Raw genomic sequence first — 22,263 nt, forward strand, 5'->3', positions numbered from 1 at the left:
GTTCTATTGTCTATTTTAAAGATGTCTTGTTAGTTAAATTGTGCTGTGTTTACAATCTGTTGAACCTCATTGAATTTTACACGGCATAATGATATCTAATCGCGGCGATTGGCTGTCTTGAATTGAAAAGTAACCAGAATCGAAACGTTGAACGGAGCTCTTTAGGAAAACAGTATGAATGATTTTATGAAGTGTATTGTCAAAGCCGCCGCAGGTCCGGGATGTCTGGAATTACAGGAAAAGCAAATACCATCTCCAAATGCCGGTGAAGTACTGATCAAAGTGCACCTTGCAGCCATCTGCGGAACCGATGTGCATATCAAAGCGTGGGCTGATTTTGCCGCAGCACGAATGAAGCCCCCAGTGATCATTGGGCATGAATTTTGTGGTGAAATTGTAGATGTCGGGGAGGGGATCAGCAACACGCGGATTGGTGAACTCGTCTCCGCTGAAAGTCATGTTGCCTGCTATGCATGCCCATTATGCCTGGATGGAAAAGCCAATCTTTGTCTGAATACAAAGGCCATTGGCCTGCATTTTGATGGCTGCTTTGCTGAGTATGTTACTATCCCGGCAGAAAATGCTGTGGTTTGCAATCCTTCGATATCCATTGAAAACAATGCGATGCTTGAACCACATTTTGTGCCATTACCTATAGTCGATCCGTCCCTTGGTGCCCCTTACCGGTGGATCAGGGCGGTGGCCCCAGGACAGCCTCAAGCTCTCCGGTAATGGGTCACGTAGATGCCGGCACTGACAAAGACCAGCCCTAAGACCAACCCCAGGGTGAGCTGCTCGCCCAACAAGAAAACACCGGCAGCAACCCCGAAAACAGGACTTAAAAAGGTGAAGACGGCCAGTTCGGATACCGGATAGACATGGATCAATTTGAACCAGGTCAGGTAAGAGGCAAAGGCGACGATCACCGAGGAAAAAAGAAGCGCCAGTACGGCAGGGGTGTTGATCTCGATAATCCAGGTGGATTCCAGGGTGCACGCACAGGCCAAAATGATGGGCACGGAAAATACCAGTTGATACAGGAAGGTATGGATCGGCTGAACCGTTGGGGCAAGGTATTTTTTGATATAGATCGTCGTCGATCCCCACAACACCGCCGCGATGATCTCAAGGAGATCACCGGTAAGCATGGATGGGTTCCATGTTTTCGGCTTCCCCCAGAACACCAGATAAACACCTGTAAAAGCCAGTGCAAGCCCTGCCATTTTCAAAGGGCTTAATTTTTCCCCGAGAAAAAAGGATGCGCCAATGGCAACCACAAATGGAGAACAATTGACCAGAATCACCGCCCGTGCTGCATCCGTATAGCGCATCCCCCAGTAAATACAGACAAATTCAAGCCCGAAAAGAAGTCCCACCACAAACCCGTGAAAAAGACGGATGTCCCTGTGGAACATGGGCTGCCTGATGGACAGACAGTAGATAATACCGAAAATGGAGGCGATCGATGATCGTAAAAAGGCGTTGAACACCGGAGCGAATCCGGTGTTGGCGATCTTGACGGCCGGGTAGTTGATTCCCCAAAGCAGCGTGAGAAGAACCATTACGAGAAAACCGGTCAGATCCATGTGAGGTTTCATTGATTACTCTCTTTGTTCGGCGCGCATCTCGACCTGGATATGGCCCCAGCCACCGCAAAGCGGGCCGACATCAAAACAGCCGGTCCGATTGAACATGACTTCGTTGGGATCCCTGCCGTTCATCAGATTTTCAAAAAAGGCGTTGATCAGGACGGTCAGATTCGGCATCAAAAAGGCGCAGATGCGTTTGGGGGATTGACGGGTCATCAGATTGCCGGCACTATCAAAAATGATCTTTTGTCCAACCACATGCCCCGAATGACACCCCTTGGATTCCACGACTTCCGCCACCAGGCGGTAGCGTGATGCGTTGGCCGCGTTTTCAAACAAACGTTGGAACTTGGGGGTGTTCATGACCGCCGACAGTTCCTCTCCCTCCAGGGCCAGCCGTTGTTTGACGATTTCAACGAGTTTTTCTTTTTCCATATTCGAATCCTTAAGTGTGATAAAGAAGCCGACCCAACGGCACGTCCGTTGTGCTCTTTTGGCCTGCTCATCGTATGGTTGTATGAAATAAAATAGGTATGATACATGGTGACGGACCAAGAGGCAAGCTGTTGAGATATTCAACGCTAGGTAGTGCCCATCCAGAAACGGCGCCTTTCACCCGATTCCGGCGTTGGGCAAAAAATTCAAATCCTCAAAATATTACTAATGCGGTTACCCTGTCGGTCGATGGCTATCGGCGCCGGAAAAACGCACTATAGAGAGAAAAAGGAGAGAAAATGGATCGGTACCTTGAATATCGCAAGGATATTATCACCTGTTGTCAATGGTTGTGCCAGAACGGCTTTTTTGGAACCCTGCTCAGTGCCGGTGGCAATGTCTCCATCCGTGTTCCCGACGAGCCGGCGCTGGTCATCACGCCATCCGGAAGGCCGTACATGGATCTGGTGCCGTCAGACATCTGTGTAATGGGGTTTGATCTCAACCGGATCGACGGCCACCTGGCACCTTCCATCGAGACCGCCATGCATGCCGGTATCTACCAGACCCGCAGCGATGTGGGGGCCGTGGTGCATACGCATCAGACCTATGCAAGCATTTTTGCACTGATCAACCAGCCCATACCAGCGCTTTTTGACGAGGTCTGCCTTGCCATTGGCGAGACCGTGGACATTGTGCCCTATGCTTTTTCGGGAACGCCTGAACTGGTGGAGAATGTCAAGCAGACGGTGGATAACGGCTGCAACTGCTTTATCCTGAAAAATCACGGCGCGCTCAATCTGGGCCAATCCCTAAAGGACGCCTGGAAAAACGCCGAGCTTCTGGAAAAGACCGCGCAAGCCTACTACCACGCATTATCGATTGGAAACCCCGTGAGTACCTTGCCTGATTCCACCATTGAAAAGGTGCGCCAATTGCGTGCCGGCATAGGCCATCTGTAAGCGCAGCGCTACATTGTAAGGGCGAAAAATTTTTCGCCCCTACGATGAAATTCGGAGCTGTTATCGACCAACCAACCAACCAACCAACCAACTAACCAACCAACCAACCAACCAACCAACCAACTAACCAACCAACTAACTAACTAACTAACTAACTAACTAACTAACCAACTAACCAACCAACTAACCAACCAACAGCGAAAATCCGGTCCTTTGCTTGACAACAGCTTCTATATCTGTATATTTGAACAGATATTCATATATCTGGGTCAGGAGGTTGGTGGTGAAAAAAAAAGCGGTTATGCCTTGTTCAAGTGAAACCTGCGGGGCGCGGGTGGTGCATTTGGAACGGGTGGCCCGGGCCAGGGCTGAAGCCATTGGTGCAAAAGAAATGGATCGGTTGGCCCTGACCTTTAAAATCATGGGTGATCCCACCCGGCTGAACATTATTATGGCTTTAAGGGGCGGGGAAATGTGTGTCTGCGATATTGCCGCTTACATTGGTATCAGCGAATCTGCTGTTTCCCATCAGCTTCGCAGATTGCGTGAATTGAGCCTGGTCCGTTCCCGTCGTGATGGTCAGGTGCTTTACTATGCACTGGATGACGACCACGTGCTTGATCTGGTCTCGGTTGGTCTGGAACATGTTCGTGAACAATAGTGCGAGACAAGGGGTGGTGATATCCGTTGTCAAAAGGGGATTGAATGAACACGCTAGTCAACATTTTACTTCAATCATGGCACATCCTTTTGGAATCTTCGATTTTCATTCTTTTCGGACTGCTTGCCAGCGGCCTGTTGCGGGTCTTTCTTAGCCCTGGCGTGGTCTCGACGCATCTGGGCAAGGGCCGATTTCGATCTGTGCTCAAAGCCTCTTTACTGGGCATTCCCATCCCTTTATGCTCCTGCGGTGTACTGCCGGCCGCCGCGGCCCTCAAGAAGCAGGGGGCCAACAATGGCGCCGTGACATCTTTTCTTATTTCTACCCCGGAATCGGGGGTGGATTCCATGGCCATCACCTATGCCCTGATGGACCCGATCATGACCATCGTCCGACCCGTGGCGGCCTTTTTTACCGCTTTTGCTGCCGGTATTACCGAAAATCTGATTGGCAAACCCGATACGTCGCATCCCGTCATTCCTGATCTGTCGTGTCCGGTGGATGGCTGCTGTGATGGGCAGGATTGTGACCCCGAGGTGCATCGTCATCACCACGGCATGGGGGAAAAGATCGTTGCCGGGCTGCGGTTTGCTTTTACGGATGTATGGGGGGACCTGGCCATCTGGTTTTTGTTCGGTCTGTTGCTGTCGGGCATGATCACCGTGCTGGTTCCGGAAACCTTTTTCAGCCGTTATATGGGCGGCGGGTTCAGCGCCATGTTGATCATGCTGGTCGTGGGCATCCCCATTTATATCTGTGCCACGGCTTCCACGCCCATTGCCGCCGCATTGATACTGCAAGGGGTGAGCCCTGGCGCGGCACTGGTCTTTCTGATGAGCGGACCGGCCACCAATATAACTTCGCTGACGGTGCTGTTTCGCATCTTAGGTGGCCGGGCCATGGCCATTTACCTGTCTGGTATTGCGATTTGCGCGGTGGTGTTCGGCCTTTTGGTCGATCAGCTCTACGCCGCCCTGGGGATTTCAGCCAGGGCCATGGTGGGCCAGGCCGGCGAAGCCATTCCTTTTGGTGTGGAACTGGCCGGTGCCATCTTTATTTTGATTCTGTCGATCAAACCAGTAGGCCGGTTTCTGCGCAGCCGGTTTTCTGGTTCTGCCGCCAGTCACACCCACGATTCACACCCCCATGCAGGCGAGTCCATATCACCCCCGGAGCATTGCTCCGGCAGCACCTGAGGGTGCAGCCACTAAACACCAACCCGGTGGGTTGGTTGAGTTTGTTGGGTTTGTTGGGGTCTTGGAAGGGTTGAATTCTTGCACCCTTCAGCCTAAACAGCTACGAAAGCTTTACCGACAACCGACCACCGATCACCGACCACCGATCACCGATCACCGATTACCCATCACCCCTTAAAACCATCCTTTACTTTTTCTCCAACGGACATATTTTTTTATTGACAGCATTGAAAGTTTGGAATACCTAACTTTTTACGATGATCACAATTTCTAAAGGGATCCAAGAACCGATGAGCAAGATCAATATTCGTAACATGCACGTCAATCAGGAAGGCACCATCTCCAGTGTTAAAGTGGGCGGCGAATTGGGGCGCCGGATTCGGGACATGGGATTGGTACCGGGAACGGAAATAAAAATTCAGGGCAGGGCCCCCCTTTATGACCCCGTCGCCCTGCGCGTAAAAGGTTTTACCCTGACCTTGCGCAACAGCGAGGCGGATCACATTGAGGTAGAGGTAGGCGGTTAAACCATGACTTTTTGTGTTGCTTTGGGTGGTAATCCCAATGCTGGGAAGACCACCCTTTTTAATGCCCTTACCGGCTCACGGCAGCATGTGGGCAACTACCCCGGCGTCACGGTCGACCGTAAAGAGGGCCGCTATGTTCGTAACGGCCACGAGATGCACATCGTGGACCTTCCCGGCACCTATTCATTGACCGCCTACAGTGTCGAAGAGGTGGTTGCTCGTGACTTTCTGGTCAACGAGCGTCCCCAGGTGACCATTAATATTGTCGATTCATCCAACCTGGAACGTAATCTTTATCTGACCATCCAATTTCTGGAGCTTGGGATTCCCACCTGCGTGGCGCTGAATATGATCGATGTCGCCAGAAGCCGGGGGGTCGAGATCGATGATAAAAAATTATCCCATCTTTTAGGCGTGCCGGTGGTGCCCATTATCGCCCGCAACGGTTTCGGTACCAAGGACCTGATGGATGCTGTGGATAAAGTGGGCCAGTTGCCTGCCAAGGCACCACTGCGGGTTTCCTACGGCCGGGATCTGGAAACAGCCATCCAGGAAATGCAAAAACTGATCGAGCAACGGCAATTTTTAACGGATCTTTATCCTTCTCGATGGCTTGCCATCAAATATCTGGAAAGCGATACCCAGATTCTGGACAAAGGGCGGGAAGCTGACACCGAGCTTGCCGATCGATTGGAAGACATTACCCACGCCGTTGGTGCGCATATCGAAGAGACCCTGGAAACCTATCCGGAAGCCATGATCGCTGATCACCGGTATGGATTCATCAGTTCCTTGCTAAAGCAAGGGGTGGTCAAAGAGCGTCACGATAAAAATCGGCTGTTTTTATCCGATCGTATCGACAAGGTCCTGGTCAACCGGTTTGCCGGCCCGATTATCATGTTACTGGTACTCATGGTGCTGTACCAGTTTGTGTTTACCTACAGTGAAGTGCCGGTCGGGTGGTGTGAGCGGGCATTTGAATGGCTGGCCGACCTGGTTTCCACAACGATGCCGGATGGACTACTCAAGTCATTGATCGTCTCCGGCGTCATTGACGGTGTTGGCGGGGTGCTGGGGTTTGTACCGTTGATTCTGTTTATGTTTTTCGGGATCGCCATTTTGGAGGATTCGGGGTATCTGGCGCGGGTGGCTTTTATGCTTGACCGTATCTTCCAGATGTTTGGTCTGCATGGATCTTCGGTGATGGCCTACATCGTTTCGGGAGGGATCGCCGGGGGGTGTGCCGTGCCGGGCGTCATGGCGACCCGCACGCTGCGCTCCCCCAAAGAGCGTATTGCCACGCTGCTTACAGCGCCCTTTATGAATTGCGGGGCCAAGTTACCTGTTTTTGCCTTGCTGATCGCCGCCTTTTTTCCTTCTCAACAGGCGCGGATGATGTTTATCCTGACGCTGATTTCGTGGGGCGGAGCCTTGTTGGCCGCCAAATTTCTGCGCATGACGGTGTTGCGCGGGGCATCGACGCCGTTTGTAATGGAACTGCCGCCTTACCGATTACCGACGCTGCGAGGGCTGTTGATCCATACCTGGGAGCGAACCTGGCAGTACGTTAAAAAAGCGGGAACCGTCATCCTTGGAATCTCCGTATTGTTGTGGGCGGCCATGACATTTCCCCAGCTGCCCGATGAAACGGTGCAGTCCTATGATGCAAAAAAGCAGAGCATTTTAGCAGCTGCCGATCCGGCTGTGATCAATTCTATAGACAACGCTGATTCAGGCGATAAAAGGGAACCATTATCGGCACCGGCGGCGCAATTAAAAGCTGATCTTGTTGCCGTGGATGCGCAGCAGGCAAGAGATGCCTTGCGTTATTCGCTGGCCGGGCGTATCGGCACCGGGATCGAATCGCTTACCCATCTGGCCGGCTTTGACTGGCGTACCAACATTGCCCTGTTGGGCGGGTTCGCCGCCAAAGAGGTGATTGTTTCCACACTTGGAACCGCTTATTCATTGGGTGCGGTCGATGCAGAGGCCACCGGATCCCTATCCGATCGACTGACAGGGGAACCCGGCTGGAGTGCCCTGAAAGCCTGGAGTATGATCATCTTTGTGATGTTTTACGCGCCCTGTTTTGTCACGATTGTGTGCATTTCCCGCGAATCCTCATGGAGATGGGGCCTGTTTTCAATGCTGTTTAACACCTTCCTGGCTTTTTTTCTGGCCTTGATCATTTATCAGACGGGGCTCGCAATCGGATATTGACCCGTTTTTCCAGGAGGCGGAAAAGTACAAAAGGGCGGCCGACCCGAATTGATGAATTCGGAAAAAGTCGCCCTTCAGACGAATCCGTCAATATTGTACAACGCCATATGCACGTTAAAGGAGAAATTGGATGCAAACTGCATTGGCTATTTTGATCGTCGTTGTTGCCGCCGCCTATGTGCTGCGGGTGTTTTACAAAAGTTTCTATCAAAAAAAGGGATGTAACTGTGCCTGTACAGGCTGCGACATGGCTGATTCATGCAGTGAGCCTCGCAGCGATAATTCCGGTAACCGCTCCGCTGGCCAGAACGATTCATCAGTGCCTTGATCAAACCGGCGCCAGCACTGATTTTCCTTCCACCATTATCACTTCTTTGACCGGTTTTATATTGACTCTTGAGGGTGACTTTTCTATCATCAATTATTCTAATACTCTAAATAAGCATGCGCTGGTGGTGCGGGTCATTTCCCTGAAGCGAAAAAAGAATCTTGGCTTCTGTCAGGTGTTTCACAATCTTCTCTAAAATCGCAAGTGTGAATATAACGATTGATTGGTCTGTTAACGGACAGGCATGACGCAACCACGATTGCCGGTAAACGCTAACGTCGTGTGGTCGAACCATGATTAGGATCACCTTAGATGAAGTCATTTACAATAAAGGTGGTATGGCTGGCGCTAATATTTCTACTTCCTTCTCTGACGTTGGGCCAAGCAGCGCACCATGATCCTTCTCTCTGTATTATCACGGGTGACGCAAACAGCACCGCTTACCGGATCGGTCAGGACATTCGTGCCCTGGCCAACCGCTATGATATTCATTTGACGGTTTTTCCTTCGCGCGGGGACATTGAAAACGTCATGGCTGTTTATCAACGACCCGGCCATCACCTGGGATTGGTCGGATCCGATGTTCTGGCTTTTGTGGATAAGGTTGAGAATGCTCCTCAGCTCGCATTGATATCAAAAAAAATTAAATGGATATTTCCACTGTACGACAAAGATGTACATCTTCTCGCAAGCGAGAAGATCAAGACCTTCAGTGACCTTAAGGGGTGTCGCGTCGCCATTGGCAATGAGCAGGGGGGCACGTATTTAACCAGTCGGCTGTTATTCGAGATTGCTGACGTCAAGCCGCTGGAACTGATCGCTATCGGCGGTGGGCGGGCACTGGCGGCGCTCCGGGATGGTCGCATCGATGCCATGATAACCGTTGACGGGGCACCGGTGGATTGGCTGACGGGTTGGGTTGCAGCGGGTGATGGACTGCATTTGGTGCCCATTACCGAGGCGCGTATCCGCGAATTTTATCCTTCATCCCGGATCCCTTCCGAGACCTACCCCTGGCAGGCCGCAGCGGTGCACACGGTATCGGTTAAAACCGTTCTCGTTGCATACGATTTCCGAAACCAATACTGCCATTGGATTGGCAGATTAGCCTGGTTGATCAGGGAAAACCTAGCGTGGTTCAAGCAGCATGGCCATCTAAAATGGAAGACCGTCAATATCAATCAATCGATGAAGGGCTGGAAGCCGTACGAATGCGTTTTGGATTACACGCCGTCTGCCGATGATGAACGCGATCATCAGGAGCCGCAAAGGGTGTCCAATCCGATCGTCAATGCCATCCAGGCCGTTTTCCAGCCTTGATATTTCGCAGTGGAAGAAAACAGCATGTATGAATCGCATTATGGTTTGAATAAAAAACCATTCCAGATCACCACAGACCCCACTTTTTTGTGGATGGGCGAAAAGCACCGTGAGGCCCTGACCACATTGAAATACGGTGTGATGGACAACAAAGGATTTCTTTTGTTAACCGGTGATGTGGGAACGGGTAAAACCACGCTGATCAACCGGCTGATCGAAGATTTCAAGGACAAGGTCTACACTGCAAAAATTCCGGATCCACGGCTGACCAAATACGATTTCTATCGAATGGTTTCCAGATACTTCAAACTGCCCATTGAAGTACGCACAAAAAGTGATTTTATCGATCCGTTTACTCGGTTTCTTAGCGATGCACAGCAGGAGAAAAAATCAGTCCTGTTGTTGATCGACGAAGCCCAGCGGCTCAAGCAGGACCTGATGGAAGAAATCCGTCTATTGTCCAAGCTGGAATACCAAGACACCAAACTGTTAAATATTTTTTTCGTGGGGCAAAACGAGTTCAGCAATATCCTATTGCAGCCGGAAAACCGGGCGCTGATGCGACGTATTACCATCACTTACAATATCGAACCATTGGATCAAACCGAAACCGGGGATTACATTCGCCATCGCCTGAAAGTTGCCGGTGCCGGCTACGACATTTTTTCTGCGGGCGCCGTGGAAGAAATCTATGACTTTTCCAATGGCTTTCCCCGGCAGATCAATATCATTTGTGATCTGGCCATGTTTTTTGCCTCTCAGTTTGAACAGCGTACCATCAGCCGCAAGGTTGTTCAGCAATGCCGCGAACGTATCTCCTTTGACACGATAAAAAGGCCGGAAAAACCCCAACAACCGATTTATCCCGCCGCCAAGGGGCCCTTGCCAGCCCCTTCGAAATCAGCCGGCAAGCGATCGCCTCTTACCAAACTATGGGTGGGCATTGGGGTAGCGTTGCTGGTGGCATGCACCGCCGGGATGTATTTTACCGCGCCTGAATGGAAGGCACGGGCGCGCAAGTGGATTGAGCAGATCAGCCACTCCGATGAAACACCATCCCGCGCATTAACACAACCGTCGCAAGGCGGTAGTGATACGACCGGGCTTTCCGCTGGCACCGCCGCCAGCTCGGCCGTTGATGACTGGACCGTACCATCGACAGATGAGCTCGATCGGCCACTGCGGATGCCCCACCGTCCCCCTGCCATTGATGCCGCCCCCCTGCGGCCGGATCCGGCCGATGCTGTCGAATGGGTGCTGAAAAAGCGGCAGCAGGAAAAAAACTCATAGTTGACAAACTACCATCAACCTTTTATGATCCGCGCTTATCATTAACATCTTAAATGAATTTGGATGGTTGCATATGCCTAAAATAGCTGTTCTGCCTGGAGACGGAATCGGTCCTGAAGTGATGCAACAGGCCCTCAAGGTTCTCGATGTCGCCCAAAAAATGTTTGGTTTTGAGTTGACTTGGTCCCAAGCGGATGTTGGTGGCATTGCCATTGATCGTCATGGTCAGGCCCTGCCCGATGAGACACTGCACTTGTGTGAAAACAGCGATGCCATTCTTTTTGGTTCCGTGGGCGGACCCAAATGGGAGCATTTGCCACCGGCAGAGCAGCCTGAGCGCGGCGCATTGTTACCGCTGCGCAAACATTTTAACCTGTTTTGTAATCTGCGGCCGGCCAAGGTGTTTCCCGCGCTGGCCAGCGCCAGCCCGCTGCACCCGAGAATCGTTGGCAGCGGGTTTGACATCCTGTGTGTGCGCGAGCTGACCGGGGACATTTATTTCGGTCAACCCAAGGGCCGGGAGGGCAGCGGTCCGGACGAGCGCGCCTTTGATACCATGGTCTACACCCGGCGTGAAATTGAACGGATCACCCGGGCGGCTTTTGATGCGGCCAGGCTAAGAAACAAACGGGTTGCATCGGTGGACAAGGCCAATGTGCTGACCACCATGGTCCTGTGGCGGGAAGTGGTCACCGAAACGGCCAAGGACTACCCGGATGTTGAACTCAGCCATATATATGTGGACAATGCCACCATGCAACTGGTCAAGGATCCGCATCAGTTCGATGTGCTGCTGTGCGGCAATATGTTCGGCGATATCATTTCCGACGAGTGTGCCATGATTACCGGCTCCATGGGCTTGCTCGCTTCGGCCAGCATCAGTGAAAGCGGGTTCGGTCTTTACGAACCGGCCGGCGGCAGCGCCCCGGATATTGCCGGCCAGGGGATTGCCAACCCCATTGCCCAGATTCTTTCTGCGGCATTGATGCTGCGCTACAGCCTGAACCAGGCCGATGCAGCCGACGCCATCGAACATGCCGTGGCCCAGGTGCTTGAAGCCGGCCTGCGTACACCCGATATTGCCGCCGGCGGCGAATCGGTGAGTACGCAAACGATGGGCGATGCCGTGGCCGATTCCATCAAGAGCGGTCAATAAAGCTTGCCTGGTTTGCTGGATGTGAACGGATCGGCGTCTATACCCCTGATCACCATTGACCGGATCGCTGTCAGGCAGCGAGACCGCTGGTTGTTGCAGGGATTGTCATGGCAGATCAATAAAGGCGAGCAATGGGCGGTGGTTGGTCCCAATGGGGCTGGCAAGACCACCTTGGCCAAGGCCATTGCCGGCCTGTTGCCTGTGGTACAGGGTAAGATCCACTATCATTTGCTCGGCCCCCTGGTGCCGACGGAAGGGATTGCCTTTGTTGCCAGTGACGCCCGCCGCGAGCTGTGGCGTCAGGAACGGCGCCTGGATTTTTCAAGGGATTTTGCCGGTAAATTCAATGACGCCACCTCGGTTCGGCAATTGATCCACCGCTTTGCGGACAACTGCCTGAAACCTGGTCAGCGGGTTGATCGTGTGGCTCGCCTTGCCCGTCGCCTTGGTCTGGGGCGCCTTTTGGACAAACCGATTTTGGCTGTTTCGACCGGTGAAATGAGCCGGGTCCTCATCGCTCGCCAGCTGATCCGCCAGCCACGCATGCTTATTTTGGACGAGCCATTCGAAGGACTCGACGGCACGGGGCGGCAGGAGATGGTGGATATGCTCGATCATCTGGCCGGTGATGGATTGCCCATCTTGCTTGTCACCCACCGTCCTGAAGAGCTGCTTGGCGCCATTACGCATGTGCTGACCATCGAAGATGGGCGGATGGTTGCAGCCGGTCCTGTCCACAAAAACGGAAATAATGGGGATTGCCAGAATAACCAGAATAATCGGCAGCTATTTGAGCGAGCCGCAAAGGCCCGGCTTTTTCCCGATAAGGCAAGGGGGGCTGAGTGTCCCGCCTGGCGGCCTAACCGCTGCTTTTCATCCGCGGCCATTGTCGAGATGCAATCCGTGTCTGTGCGCTACAACGGCACCAGGGTGCTGGACGACTTCAGTTGGACAATGAAGGAAGGGGAAAACTGGGCCATCACCGGTGCCAATGGAGCGGGAAAATCCACCATTCTCAGACTGATTACCGGTGACTGTCTGCAAGTTTACGCCAATCGAATCCGGCTGTTCGGTAAGCATCGGGGCGCGGATCAGACCCTTGGCGAGGTCCGTGAGCAGCTGGGCCTGGTGAGTCACGATCTGGCCACCGTCTACCAGAAACAAATGACGGCCCTGGACGTGGTTTGCTCTGGCTTTTTTGATTCCGTCGGGCTTTACCGATACTGCGATGCCGAGCAGATTGCCATTTCCCGGCGCTCTCTTGAATCCATGGATGCTGCCGATCTTGCCCAAACCCCTTTCAACCAACTGTCCCAGGGACAGCGTCAACTGATTCTGATTGCCCGGGCCATGGTGAAAAAACCGCGCTTACTGATTTTGGACGAACCTTGCAGTGGGCTGGATTTTGAAAATCGCAGCCGAGTACTGGGTTTGGTGGAGCAAATCGGCTGCGGGGCCACCCATTTGATTTTTGTATCCCATCATGAACATGAGATTCCCCGTTGCACGACCCACCGATTGGTGCTTGAAAAGGGGCGGGTGGTTTTCTGTGGGCTGGTTGGTGAGGAATCAGTGATCGGTAATCGGTGAAACAGAAATCAGAGACCGGCGACCGAGACCGAGGGACGATAGATGACCGCTTCGCTGTGATGAAGGAGGATCGTCAGGCAGAAGGCGTTATTCGCTCGCTCGGTAGAAGGTCTTTTTTCCTCATCCGTCGTCCCAGCGAAGCGGTCGTCCTGCTTCCTTCATTCTTTCAACTATCCGTTTATTAATTTAGATAGTCGACTATTGTTCACCCATCACCGATTCCCCCCATCCCGCAACCCTTGAGCATAACGGCGCTCACCGTAGCGTTTGATCTGGCGGCAAATGCCACGGATGATACTCGCCTCACCGGCGCGTAGGGAAACGCGTGTGAAAAACCGGCGGATGCGGATCATCCAATAATCGGGATTTTCCGGGTTCAGGTACCCGATATCAATCAGCGCCGCAGCCAGTTCATCATACATTTGATCCAGCTCAATGCGTTTGGCCAGCCGTGGAGATTGGCGGGGGCGCTCTGACTGGCCGGCAACGGAAAGACAATAGCAAAGCACCATCACGGCCTGGGCCAAGTTGAGGGACGTGAAATCCGCGGTGGGAATGTTGACCAGTTGGTGGCACAGCTTCACATCCGCATTGGTGAGCCCCCGATCTTCAGGACCGAAGACAATGGCTACGGCATTGTTTTGGGACAGGGGAATGAGGCTTTGTGCCAGAACGTCGGGGAACTTGATCACCGGCCGCTGACCGCCCAGACGGGCCGTGGTGCCTACCACATGACCAAATGGGGCCAGGGCATCGTGCAGCGAATCAAACCGTTCGATGGTGTCCACCACGGATCCGGCTGCATGGGTGGCCAGGCGCCGAATCCGTTCTTCATCCCAGATGCCGGGGTTGACCACGATCAGGCGGCCAAACCCCATATTGCACATGGCCCTGGCAGCGGACCCGATATTTTCAGGATAGCGGGGCCGCTGCAGGACAATGGCGATGTTGTCGCGGTGGATGCCGACGGTCATCGCGGGTTGATTTCAAACGCATTGAAAAAATAGCTGATCTCGAATGCGGCGGTTTCCGGTGCGTCGGAACCATGAACGACGTTTTTTTCAATGTCAGTGGCAAAATCGCGGCGGATGGTGCCTTCGGCGGCTTCCTTGTAATTGGTTGCGCCCATCAGCTCCCGATAGCGGGCAATGGCATTTTCGCCTTCCAGAACCATGACCACTGCCGGGCCCGAGGACATGAAATCGGTCAGACTGTCGAAAAAGGGGCGTTCGCGATGCACCGCATAAAATCCTTGTGCCTGAGTCTTGGTCATGTGGATCATTTTCATGGCCAGGATGGTCAAGCCGCTTGCTTCCAATCGCTTGACCACGTCTCCAATCAGGCCCCGGCCCACGCCATCCGGTTTGATGATTGACAATGTTCGTTCCATGTTACGTTTCCTTTCACCCATTATAAGTTTTTAAAAATAAACAGTCGCTTTGCAATGATGATGAACTCGTAAAAAGCCGCCGTTCGGACGGATTCGTAAAAAGCCCGAGATCAAGGCTTGCGAATCCTGAGGAATACCGCTATCGCGGGTGCCGTAGGCAGTGTACGAATCGTACTCCGCAGTGACGAAGGATGAAGCGTAACGCCGATATCGGACTTTTTACGAATCCGTCAAAGTTCGAAGCTGCCATAGCAGAAGGCCATTTCCAAGTCAACGAAACAGAAACGCCGAATGCAGGTGACGCGGCCAGATTTATGGTGTGGTTGACAGACAACCGCCGCGGTCCTATTATTTGGACGCTTATTATCCTTTCTTCTGCTACACAAACAACCATTTAGCTTAACACACAATGAAATCCATAGTGGAGAAACCATGCCGATCTATGAATTTTACTGCCCGGACTGCAATACCTTGTTTAATTTTTTTTCGCGGACCATCAACACCACCAAAACGCCCACCTGTCCCAAGTGCAAAAAAACAACATTAGAGCGCCAAATGTCGGCCTTTGCCTTCACCGGCAAAGCCAAAGAGGGGGGAGAAGATGAGGACTTGCCCTTTGACGAATCCAAAATGGAAAAGGCCATGCAGATGCTGAGCACAGAGGCGGATCGGATCAATGAAGACGATCCCCGGCAGGCCGCCGATTTGATGCGCAAACTGACCGACATGACGGGGATGGAACTGGGCTCGGGCATGGAGGAAGCACTGCTGCGTATGGAGCGGGGGGAAGACCCCGAGCAAATCGAGGCGGAGATGGGCGACCTGCTGGAAAATGAAGATCCATTCGTATTCAGTGGCAAAAAAGGTCGTGGCGCCCGGGGGGGCAAACCGGCACCGATTCGGGACGAGACGCTGTATGATCTTTAAATGTGATGATCGTATACGATACCGACGGACGATGGACGACCGCTTCGCTCGGACGACGGAAGAATCAACGCGTCCCTCGTCCTTCTTTTTTCGTCCGTCGTTCAACCCATGGAGACTAACAGATGAACCTGAAAGATCGCCTGGAAGCCCGTCAGGGAGACATCACCCAACTGAACGTAGATGCCATTGTTAACGCGGCCAACACTTCCTTACGGGGCGGCGGCGGCGTCGATGGCGCCATCCACAGGGGGGCCGGCCCGGAGCTTTTGGCGGAGTGCCGGACCATCGGTGGTTGCCCCACCGGAGAGGCTCGCCTGACCAAGGGGTACCGCCTGCCCGCCAAGTTTGTCATCCACACGGTGGGACCGGTTTACCGGGGACGCAGTCAGGACAGCCGCCTGTTATCTGACTGCTACATCAACAGCCTGACCCTTGCGATGCAAAAAGGGCTGAAAACGGTTGCGTTTCCAGCCATCAGCTGTGGCGTCTACGGGTATCCCATCGATGATGCATGCAAAATCGCTGTGGACAACTGTATCGATTTTATGACGCGCCATGATCACCCCGAGCGTGTTATTTTCATGCTCTTTTCAGCTGGGGATTTGGCGGTCTATACCCGTTATCTGGTCTCTATCTTAAGATAGATTCCGGTCTTACCGATAGAAGGGCATGGGGGGATAAAAATGGCGGGGGCGCATTTTGCACCCTTATCCATTGCAAGTATTTTACTTGTCAATGCTTTTTTGAATAAGGATTGACAAATACAATTGGTGTCGTTACTTTCATTTTTTTGAAACCATCCAGCGGTTACGGGCTCTGAATGTGCAGCAGCCTAATTTCAATTTCTTAAGGAGGTCATTATGTTTGAGGTTACGAAACCGGCGGTCGAACAAATTGCCGAGTATTTTAAAGGAAAAGATGTAAAGCCCATTCGTATTTTCCTTAACGAGGGCGGGTGAGGGGGGCCTGGCTTGGCCATGGCTCTGGATGAGCCAGTTGATACGGATACCTCATTTGACATTGATGGGTTTCAGTTTATCGTCAATACCGAATTTTTAGAAAAAGCCAAACCGATCAAAGTTGATTTTCATATGTACGGCTTCAAGCTCGACTGTGGTATCGATTTTGGTGCCGGTTGCAGCAGTTGCGGAACCAAAGGGTCCTGCTGCGCTTAAAAAGCTGGCCCAGTTCAACTATAAAGGCGATCTGATTTACAGATCGCCTTTTTTTATTTAACCGGAAGTATCAAGGCAGTGTCAGCAATTATCCAGATCGATTCGCTTTAAACTATAGTTCTATAGCATTCTTTATTTCTTAACCATTTAAGTTTTTTATCTTTTTCTTGCGGGCGGCGCCCTGCCTTGCTATAAACCGATGACGCCCTATACAAATCATGCTTATAATCGCACACGCATGGTTGGGTTGCCGGCATTATCAAACGCCTTCCCCTGATATTGGAAAATGGATCAAGCCTTCCCAAGGAGAAAAACATGACACTGGTGGACTATAGCATCAACGAGCATGTGGCAACGATAACGTTGAATGATGGTGAAAACCGCTTCAACCCTGATTTTTGCAATGCATTTTTAAATAACCTGGACATGGTTGAAAAGGAAACCCATGCGACCACCTTGCTGATTACCTCCACCCATGAAAAGATTTTTAGCAATGGTATCGATCTGGATTGGCTGGTCCCCGTTCTTCAGCAAAACGACATAGCCCGTGCCAAGGATTTCTTTTACCTGCTCAACCGGCTGTTCCGGCGGCTGGTGACCTATCCATTATTGACCGTTGCGGCGATTTCCGGGCATGCATTTGCCGGTGGGGCGATTTTATGCTGTGCCTTTGATTTTCGGTTTATGCGGTCGGATCGCGGCTATTTTTGCTTTCCTGAAGTTGACCTGGGGATTCCTTTGCTGCCGGGAATGAACGCACTACTAAAAAAAGCGATGCCCATGTATATGGTTGAATACATGGAATACACCGGTGTTCGCTTGACCGCCGATCAATGTATGATGCACCATATCATTCATAAAGCCTGCCCCATGCAGACCCTGATGGAGGACAGCATGGCATTTGCCCTGGCGATCAACAAACAACGACCGATTGTGGCAGAGATGAAAAAACGGCTCAACCATACAATTCTGCATGCCCTTGACATCGAGGATATTCCCTATATCGAATCGGGGAAATATACAATTGCACTGCAGTAACCGATACAAACGATTTTGATTATTCCAACCAAAGAATTTGAAGCGGTTGTTGAAAGGAGCTTGACAGGTGACAGATCTACTGGAAATGATGAAAGAAAGACGGAGTGTGCGGCATTTTGAGTCTCGTGAGGTGCCCGTGGAAATGGTCGATCAGATTTTGGAAGCCGTTCGTTGGGCACCGTCATGGACCAACTGCCAGTGCTGGGAAGTGGTGGTGATCCGTGATACGGCCGTCAAGGAAAAGCTCCAAGCCAGTTTCCCTGCCAAGGGCAACCCGGCGACTAAAGCCATTGTCGAGGCACCGGTGTTGTTGGCGCTGTGCGCCAAGACCGGGGCCTCCGGCTATTATAAAGGAAAATCCGCCACCAAGTTTGGTGACTGGATGATGTATGATTTGGGATTGGCCACTCAAAACCTGTGCTTAATGGCCCACCATTTGGGGCTTGGCACGGTGATCGCCGGGCTTTTTGACCATGATCAAGCAAGGGAGGCAATCCGCGTTCCCGATGGCTATGAACTGGTCACGCTGATTCCGTTGGGGTACCCGGCAAAGACCGGCAATGCTCCCAAACGTCGAGAAATTCATGCGTTTACCCACGACACGTATTTCTAAAACCGATTTGCAATCGATCAATGAATTGCCCAAGCGCCGTCGTCTTGCCAGGGATACGCTGTTGGATGGCGATGCAATGTTTGGTGCACTTTTTAACCATGCCAGCATCGGTTTTGCAGTTACCGATGCGGATGGTTATTTCAAGCGGGTCAATCCGGCGCTTTGCAAAATGCTCGGCTACGGTCAAAACGATCTGTTGGGCCGGCGGCTGCTGCGGATCATTGCGCCGACCCAGTGGCGGCGGCTTTTGCATATGGTGGCAATGATCCAGTCGGGGAAAAAGATTCATGATCAGCATCCCTTTGACTGCGTTGATCAACAGGGCAATCGTATTGGCAGCCTGATTGACCTGTCACTGGTCGCTGACTCAGACAGCGTTGCGCGCTACATTATCGTTCAGGTGAATAAGGTCAGCCGCCTGGAACCGGCTAAACGGGGATTGGAAGAACGTCATCTGCGATCATTGATGGAAAGTGCGTCCAATTTTGTTCTTTTTCGCTTGCGGAACAATCCGCTCAATCAATGTCAACCCCAGCCGGTTTTTATCAGCCCATCGATTGAGGAAATTGTCGACTTAGGCAACGTGTTTGAGTTTCAATCCTGGGTCAAGATGATTCATCCGGATGACGTTGATCAGTTGCTGGATATGGCCCGCAAGATGCTCGAGACGCGCCGGATGGATCAAAAGGCGCGAATTATGGGGCCGGGGAACAAAGGCTGGCGATGGCTGCGGATCATCTGTGTGGCGGTTACCGATGAAATCGATGGCAGCCTGTTTTTTAACGGTATTATTTTGGATATTACAACCGAGATGAACGCTACGGCGGCCCTGAAAGCCAGTGAAAAAGAACTCAAGGATCGAACCGAGAGCCTGTCTGAAGTCAATACGGCCCTTGAGGTCCTGCTGCGCAAACGGGAAGCGGATCGAATGGATGTAGAAGACAAGATGCTGGGCAATGCCAAAAACCTGATTCTGCCTTATCTGGAAAAGCTCAAGGCCAGCCGGTTGGATGATCGCCAGCGGGTTTATCTGAACCTTGTTGAATCCAATCTCAATGAATTGATTTCTCCGCTTTCCCAGCGTATGGCTCGCCACTATCTCAATTTTACACCGCTGGAAATTCAGGTGGCCAATCTGGTCAAAGAAGGCAAAACCACAAAGGACATCGCCCAGATTCTTAGGCTTTCCGTTCGCACCATCGAAGCGGTGCGTTACACCATTCGCCGTAAACTGGGCCTTAAGAAAAAACGCGCCAACTTAAGGTCACACCTGCTTTCCATTGATGGATCCGATACCATTGCCCGCGGACCCAACTGGTCAGGGTAGGGGGCGCGGATAAGAACGGCCTTTTTGACCCATCGCCCCTGCCAACCGCACCCACCACCACATCATCATCACCCTCATGCAGCGATCGGCCACCTTGCCCTTGCCCCCTACGCGGCCGCCAGTTCACAGGTTTTATGAAATTGGATGGCCGGCCACTCTTCCATGGCATTTTCAAGACGCCACAAGCTGGATGCCAGAAATGTCAGTTTGCCTTGGGAATCGTGCGCCAGGCTGGCGTATTTTTCTTTCTCAAAGGCGGCCAGCTGTTTTTTATCATCACTGGTCACCCAGCGCGCCGCAGCAAAGCTGACCGGCTCATAAACGGCGTCGACGCCATATTCGGCCTTGAGCCGGGCCATGGTCACATCGAACTGAAGGACGCCGACGGCGCCAAGGATATAGGCGTTGCCCGACAAGGGGCGGAAAAACTGAACGGCGCCCTCTTCGGCCAACTGGATCAACCCTTTTAGCAATTGTTTGGCCTTGAGCGGGCTTTTCAGTTGGACCCTGCGGAAATGATCCGGGGCGAAACTGGGAATGCCGGTAAAGCTCAGGCGCTCTTTCTCGCAGAAGGTGTCTCCGATGCTGATGGTCCCGTGGTTGTGGATGCCGATGATATCGCCCGGGTACGCTTCGTCAACATGGGTGCGATCCTGAGCCATAAAAATGGTGGCATTGGACAGGGCGACCTGCTTATCCAGCCGGGTTTGAAAAACCTTCATGCCGCGGGTGAATTTACCTGAACAAATGCGTACAAAGGCGATCCGGTCGCGATGGGCCGGATCCATATTGGCTTGAATTTTAAAGGCAAAACCGGAAAACGTATCCTCTTCGGGAGCCACCATGCGCGTCATGGCCGGACGCGGCTGGGGGGCCGGGGCCATTTCCACAAAGGCCTCCAAAAGCTCCTGTACGCCAAAATTGTTGATGGCGCTGCCGAAAAACACCGGTGTCTGGCTGCCTTTAAGATAGGCTTCCAGTTCGAAGGGGTTGGCCGCGCCTTCGAGAAGCGCCACATCCTCACGCAGGTCGTCGGCCTGGCTGCCGATCAGCTCGTCCAGCTGGGGATCATCAAGATCGGAAATCAGAATCCCTTCCTGTTGACGGGTTTGGCCACCGGCGGAAAAAAGATGCAGCTGTCGCCGGTGCAGATTGTAGATGCCCCGAAAGCGTTTGCCCATACCGATGGGCCAGGACAGGGGGGCGCACTCAATCTGTAGTTTGTCCTCAATCTCATCCATGATATCCAGGGGCGGCATCCCGTCCCGATCCAGCTTGTTGATGAAGGTCATAATGGGGGTGTTGCGCATGCGGCACACCTCCATCAGCTTTTCGGTTTGGGGTTCCACACCCTTGGCGCTGTCGATGACCATCAATGCGCTGTCAACGGCGGTCAGCACCCGGTAGGTGTCCTCGGAGAAATCCTGATGCCCGGGCGTATCGAGCAAATTCACTTCATAACCGGTGTAGTTGAATTTCATGACCGAGGTAGTCACTGAAATGCCACGCTCTTTTTCAATGGCCATCCAATCACTGGTGGCATAGCGACCGGCGCGTTTGGCTTTCACGGCACCAGCCATCTGGATCGCACCGCCGAACAGGAGCAGTTTCTCCGTCAGCGTGGTTTTACCTGCATCGGGATGGCTGATAATGCCGAAGGTGCGCCTTTTTTTCAATTCTTCCAAGAAATGTCGATCCATCGGAATATTTTCTTTGTCCAAAAAAACAGGCCGAATTCGGCCTTTGTTATCGATCGCAATGTTTTAATTTTCGTTGATGGGCGCTTCGATGGGATATCTGGATGGTTGCTAGATCGGGGCGCAGTCTGCGGCCACCGATAGAACCAATTCCCGTGCCATCGTATAATTTGGCCCATTGTCGGGAATAATCCCGTTTTCCTCGATTTCCTCGATAAACGTTTCAACGTACATCTCGCAAAAATAGCTGCGGCATCCTTGACGCAATATAGTGAAGGCCGATTCTATGGATTGCCCTTTTTGGTAAGGCCTGTCTGTGGTCACCGCATCAAAGCAGTCGGCGATACTGACGATTTTGGCGCCTTCCGGTATTTCTGCATCCTTCAATCCAAACGGATACCCCGTGCCATCCTCACGTTCATGATGAAAAAGCACAAAATCCACCACCGGCTCCAAAAAGTCGATGTCTTTTAGCAGGGCGGCACCAATCAGTGGGTGGCAGTTTACCTCCTGGCGTAGATCCTTGGACAGGTGGGCCTCGCAGTTGTTGAAAATTTGATCACTCAGGGCCAGCTTGCCAACATCATGAAACAATCCACCAATGCCCACATAGCGGATGTCGTCCTCCGCAAAACCCAAACGCCTGGCAAGACGCATGGCGTAAACCGCTACCCGGTGTCCGTGGGCTTGCGTATACTCGTCTTTTTGGCCAAGCGCAGCGGAAATATCGCTTAACATTTTAAGCTGCTTTGCACAAAGTCGTTTACGGCTTGCCCAATAAATTTGCATGAATGCCCTCTGTGACCGCAAACGCCACGCCTG

The 22,263-nt window shown here is 52.3% G+C and carries 24 protein-coding genes and 1 pseudogene; 19 read left to right on the plus strand and 6 right to left on the minus strand.

The features are described 5' to 3' along the window. Positions 1–174: 174 nt before the first annotated feature. The gene (locus Dvar_RS17990; protein WP_419663095.1) at positions 175–732 is read left to right on the plus strand and encodes an alcohol dehydrogenase catalytic domain-containing protein; all 558 of its coding nucleotides are present in this window, start codon (positions 175–177) and stop codon (positions 730–732) included. On the opposite strand, the gene Dvar_RS17995 is transcribed toward Dvar_RS17990, so the two are convergent. Both Dvar_RS17995 and Dvar_RS18000 read right to left on the minus strand, forming a co-directional pair. Continuing rightward, the gene (locus tag Dvar_RS17995) at positions 717–1,598 is read right to left on the minus strand and encodes a DMT family transporter (protein ID WP_419663097.1); all 882 of its coding nucleotides are present in this window, start codon (positions 1,596–1,598) and stop codon (positions 717–719) included. The genes Dvar_RS17990 and Dvar_RS17995 overlap by 16 nt on opposite strands. Before the next feature lie 3 nt (positions 1,599–1,601). Continuing rightward, entirely contained in the window at positions 1,602–2,024 is a 423-nt protein-coding gene (locus Dvar_RS18000; RefSeq protein WP_419663099.1) for a hypothetical protein, read from the minus strand. 299 nt (positions 2,025–2,323) lie between these two features. On the opposite strand from Dvar_RS18000, the gene Dvar_RS18005 reads away from it, so the two are divergent. The 11 genes and pseudogenes from Dvar_RS18005 to Dvar_RS18055 all read left to right on the plus strand — a co-directional run bounded on the left by Dvar_RS18005 (position 2,324) and on the right by Dvar_RS18055 (position 13,274). Further along, positions 2,324–2,986, plus strand: a complete 663-nt coding sequence (locus tag Dvar_RS18005) for a class II aldolase/adducin family protein (protein ID WP_419663100.1) — start codon at positions 2,324–2,326, stop codon at positions 2,984–2,986. 283 nt (positions 2,987–3,269) lie between these two features. After that, positions 3,270–3,647 carry an ArsR/SmtB family transcription factor gene (locus Dvar_RS18010; RefSeq protein ID WP_419663101.1) on the plus strand — a complete coding sequence of 126 codons (378 nt, stop codon included), beginning with the start codon at positions 3,270–3,272 and terminating at the stop codon, positions 3,645–3,647. 44 nt (positions 3,648–3,691) lie between these two features. Beyond that, on the plus strand, positions 3,692–4,843 hold the full coding sequence (locus Dvar_RS18015; RefSeq protein ID WP_419663103.1) for an SO_0444 family Cu/Zn efflux transporter: 1,152 nt from the start codon (positions 3,692–3,694) through the stop codon (positions 4,841–4,843). Between the two features lie 290 nt (positions 4,844–5,133). Beyond that, a complete protein-coding gene (locus Dvar_RS18020) occupies positions 5,134–5,370 on the plus strand; it encodes a FeoA family protein (protein ID WP_419663105.1) in 237 nt (78 codons plus the stop codon). A gap of 3 nt (positions 5,371–5,373) precedes the next feature. Then, positions 5,374–7,590, plus strand: a complete 2,217-nt coding sequence (gene feoB / locus Dvar_RS18025) for a ferrous iron transport protein B (RefSeq protein WP_419663106.1) — start codon at positions 5,374–5,376, stop codon at positions 7,588–7,590. A gap of 130 nt (positions 7,591–7,720) precedes the next feature. After that, a pseudogene (locus Dvar_RS18030) lies at positions 7,721–7,792 on the plus strand (hypothetical protein); the annotation flags it as partial. A gap of 25 nt (positions 7,793–7,817) precedes the next feature. Then, a complete protein-coding gene (locus tag Dvar_RS18035; protein ID WP_419664262.1) occupies positions 7,818–8,114 on the plus strand; it encodes a hypothetical protein in 297 nt (98 codons plus the stop codon). Positions 8,115–8,230: 116 nt separating this feature from the next. Continuing rightward, a complete protein-coding gene (locus tag Dvar_RS18040; RefSeq protein ID WP_419663108.1) occupies positions 8,231–9,238 on the plus strand; it encodes a TAXI family TRAP transporter solute-binding subunit in 1,008 nt (335 codons plus the stop codon). A 24-nt stretch (positions 9,239–9,262) separates the two neighbouring features. Then, on the plus strand, positions 9,263–10,528 hold the full coding sequence (locus Dvar_RS18045) for an ExeA family protein (protein WP_419663110.1): 1,266 nt from the start codon (positions 9,263–9,265) through the stop codon (positions 10,526–10,528). A 73-nt stretch (positions 10,529–10,601) separates the two neighbouring features. Then, the gene (leuB, locus tag Dvar_RS18050) at positions 10,602–11,684 is read left to right on the plus strand and encodes a 3-isopropylmalate dehydrogenase (RefSeq protein WP_419663112.1); all 1,083 of its coding nucleotides are present in this window, start codon (positions 10,602–10,604) and stop codon (positions 11,682–11,684) included. A 3-nt stretch (positions 11,685–11,687) separates the two neighbouring features. After that, the gene (locus Dvar_RS18055) at positions 11,688–13,274 is read left to right on the plus strand and encodes an ATP-binding cassette domain-containing protein (protein WP_419663113.1); all 1,587 of its coding nucleotides are present in this window, start codon (positions 11,688–11,690) and stop codon (positions 13,272–13,274) included. Positions 13,275–13,486: 212 nt separating this feature from the next. Here Dvar_RS18055 and Dvar_RS18060 read toward each other — a convergent pair whose 3' ends face one another. Both Dvar_RS18060 and ndk read right to left on the minus strand, forming a co-directional pair. Next, complete coding sequence (locus Dvar_RS18060; RefSeq protein ID WP_419663115.1) at positions 13,487–14,248, minus strand: RNA methyltransferase; 762 nt, start codon at positions 14,246–14,248, stop codon at positions 13,487–13,489. After that, complete coding sequence (gene ndk, locus Dvar_RS18065) at positions 14,245–14,664, minus strand: nucleoside-diphosphate kinase (protein WP_419663116.1); 420 nt, start codon at positions 14,662–14,664, stop codon at positions 14,245–14,247. The genes Dvar_RS18060 and ndk overlap by 4 nt, the downstream gene beginning before the upstream one ends. A 191-nt stretch (positions 14,665–14,855) precedes the next feature. Between ndk and Dvar_RS18070 the strand changes: the two genes are divergently transcribed. From Dvar_RS18070 to Dvar_RS18100, 7 genes are all read left to right on the plus strand, one after another. Further along, a complete protein-coding gene (locus tag Dvar_RS18070) occupies positions 14,856–15,062 on the plus strand; it encodes a hypothetical protein (RefSeq protein ID WP_419663118.1) in 207 nt (68 codons plus the stop codon). 34 nt (positions 15,063–15,096) lie between these two features. Then, positions 15,097–15,591, plus strand: a complete 495-nt coding sequence (locus Dvar_RS18075) for an FmdB family zinc ribbon protein (protein WP_419663120.1) — start codon at positions 15,097–15,099, stop codon at positions 15,589–15,591. Between the two features lie 122 nt (positions 15,592–15,713). Next, entirely contained in the window at positions 15,714–16,235 is a 522-nt protein-coding gene (locus tag Dvar_RS18080; RefSeq protein WP_419663122.1) for an O-acetyl-ADP-ribose deacetylase, read from the plus strand. 333 nt (positions 16,236–16,568) lie between these two features. Further along, a complete protein-coding gene (locus Dvar_RS18085) occupies positions 16,569–16,766 on the plus strand; it encodes a hypothetical protein (protein ID WP_419663123.1) in 198 nt (65 codons plus the stop codon). A gap of 315 nt (positions 16,767–17,081) precedes the next feature. Then, a complete protein-coding gene (locus tag Dvar_RS18090; protein WP_419663125.1) occupies positions 17,082–17,804 on the plus strand; it encodes an enoyl-CoA hydratase/isomerase family protein in 723 nt (240 codons plus the stop codon). A 67-nt stretch (positions 17,805–17,871) separates the two neighbouring features. Next, positions 17,872–18,417 (plus strand): nitroreductase family protein, encoded by a 546-nt coding sequence (locus Dvar_RS18095; protein WP_419663127.1) that lies wholly within the window; start codon positions 17,872–17,874, stop codon positions 18,415–18,417. Then, positions 18,389–19,744 (plus strand): PAS domain S-box protein, encoded by a 1,356-nt coding sequence (locus Dvar_RS18100; protein ID WP_419663129.1) that lies wholly within the window; start codon positions 18,389–18,391, stop codon positions 19,742–19,744. Before Dvar_RS18095 ends, Dvar_RS18100 begins: the two co-directional genes overlap by 29 nt. Positions 19,745–19,851: 107 nt before the next feature. On the opposite strand, the gene Dvar_RS18105 is transcribed toward Dvar_RS18100, so the two are convergent. Further along, the gene (locus Dvar_RS18105; RefSeq protein WP_419663131.1) at positions 19,852–21,444 is read right to left on the minus strand and encodes a peptide chain release factor 3; all 1,593 of its coding nucleotides are present in this window, start codon (positions 21,442–21,444) and stop codon (positions 19,852–19,854) included. A gap of 108 nt (positions 21,445–21,552) precedes the next feature. After that, positions 21,553–22,230 (minus strand): HD-GYP domain-containing protein, encoded by a 678-nt coding sequence (locus Dvar_RS18110; protein ID WP_419663132.1) that lies wholly within the window; start codon positions 22,228–22,230, stop codon positions 21,553–21,555. Between the last annotated feature and the right edge of the window lie 33 nt (positions 22,231–22,263).

This window comes from Desulfosarcina variabilis str. Montpellier, assembly GCF_048565275.1.
GTDB classification, from domain to species: Bacteria; Desulfobacterota; Desulfobacteria; order Desulfobacterales; family Desulfosarcinaceae; genus Desulfosarcina; species Desulfosarcina variabilis.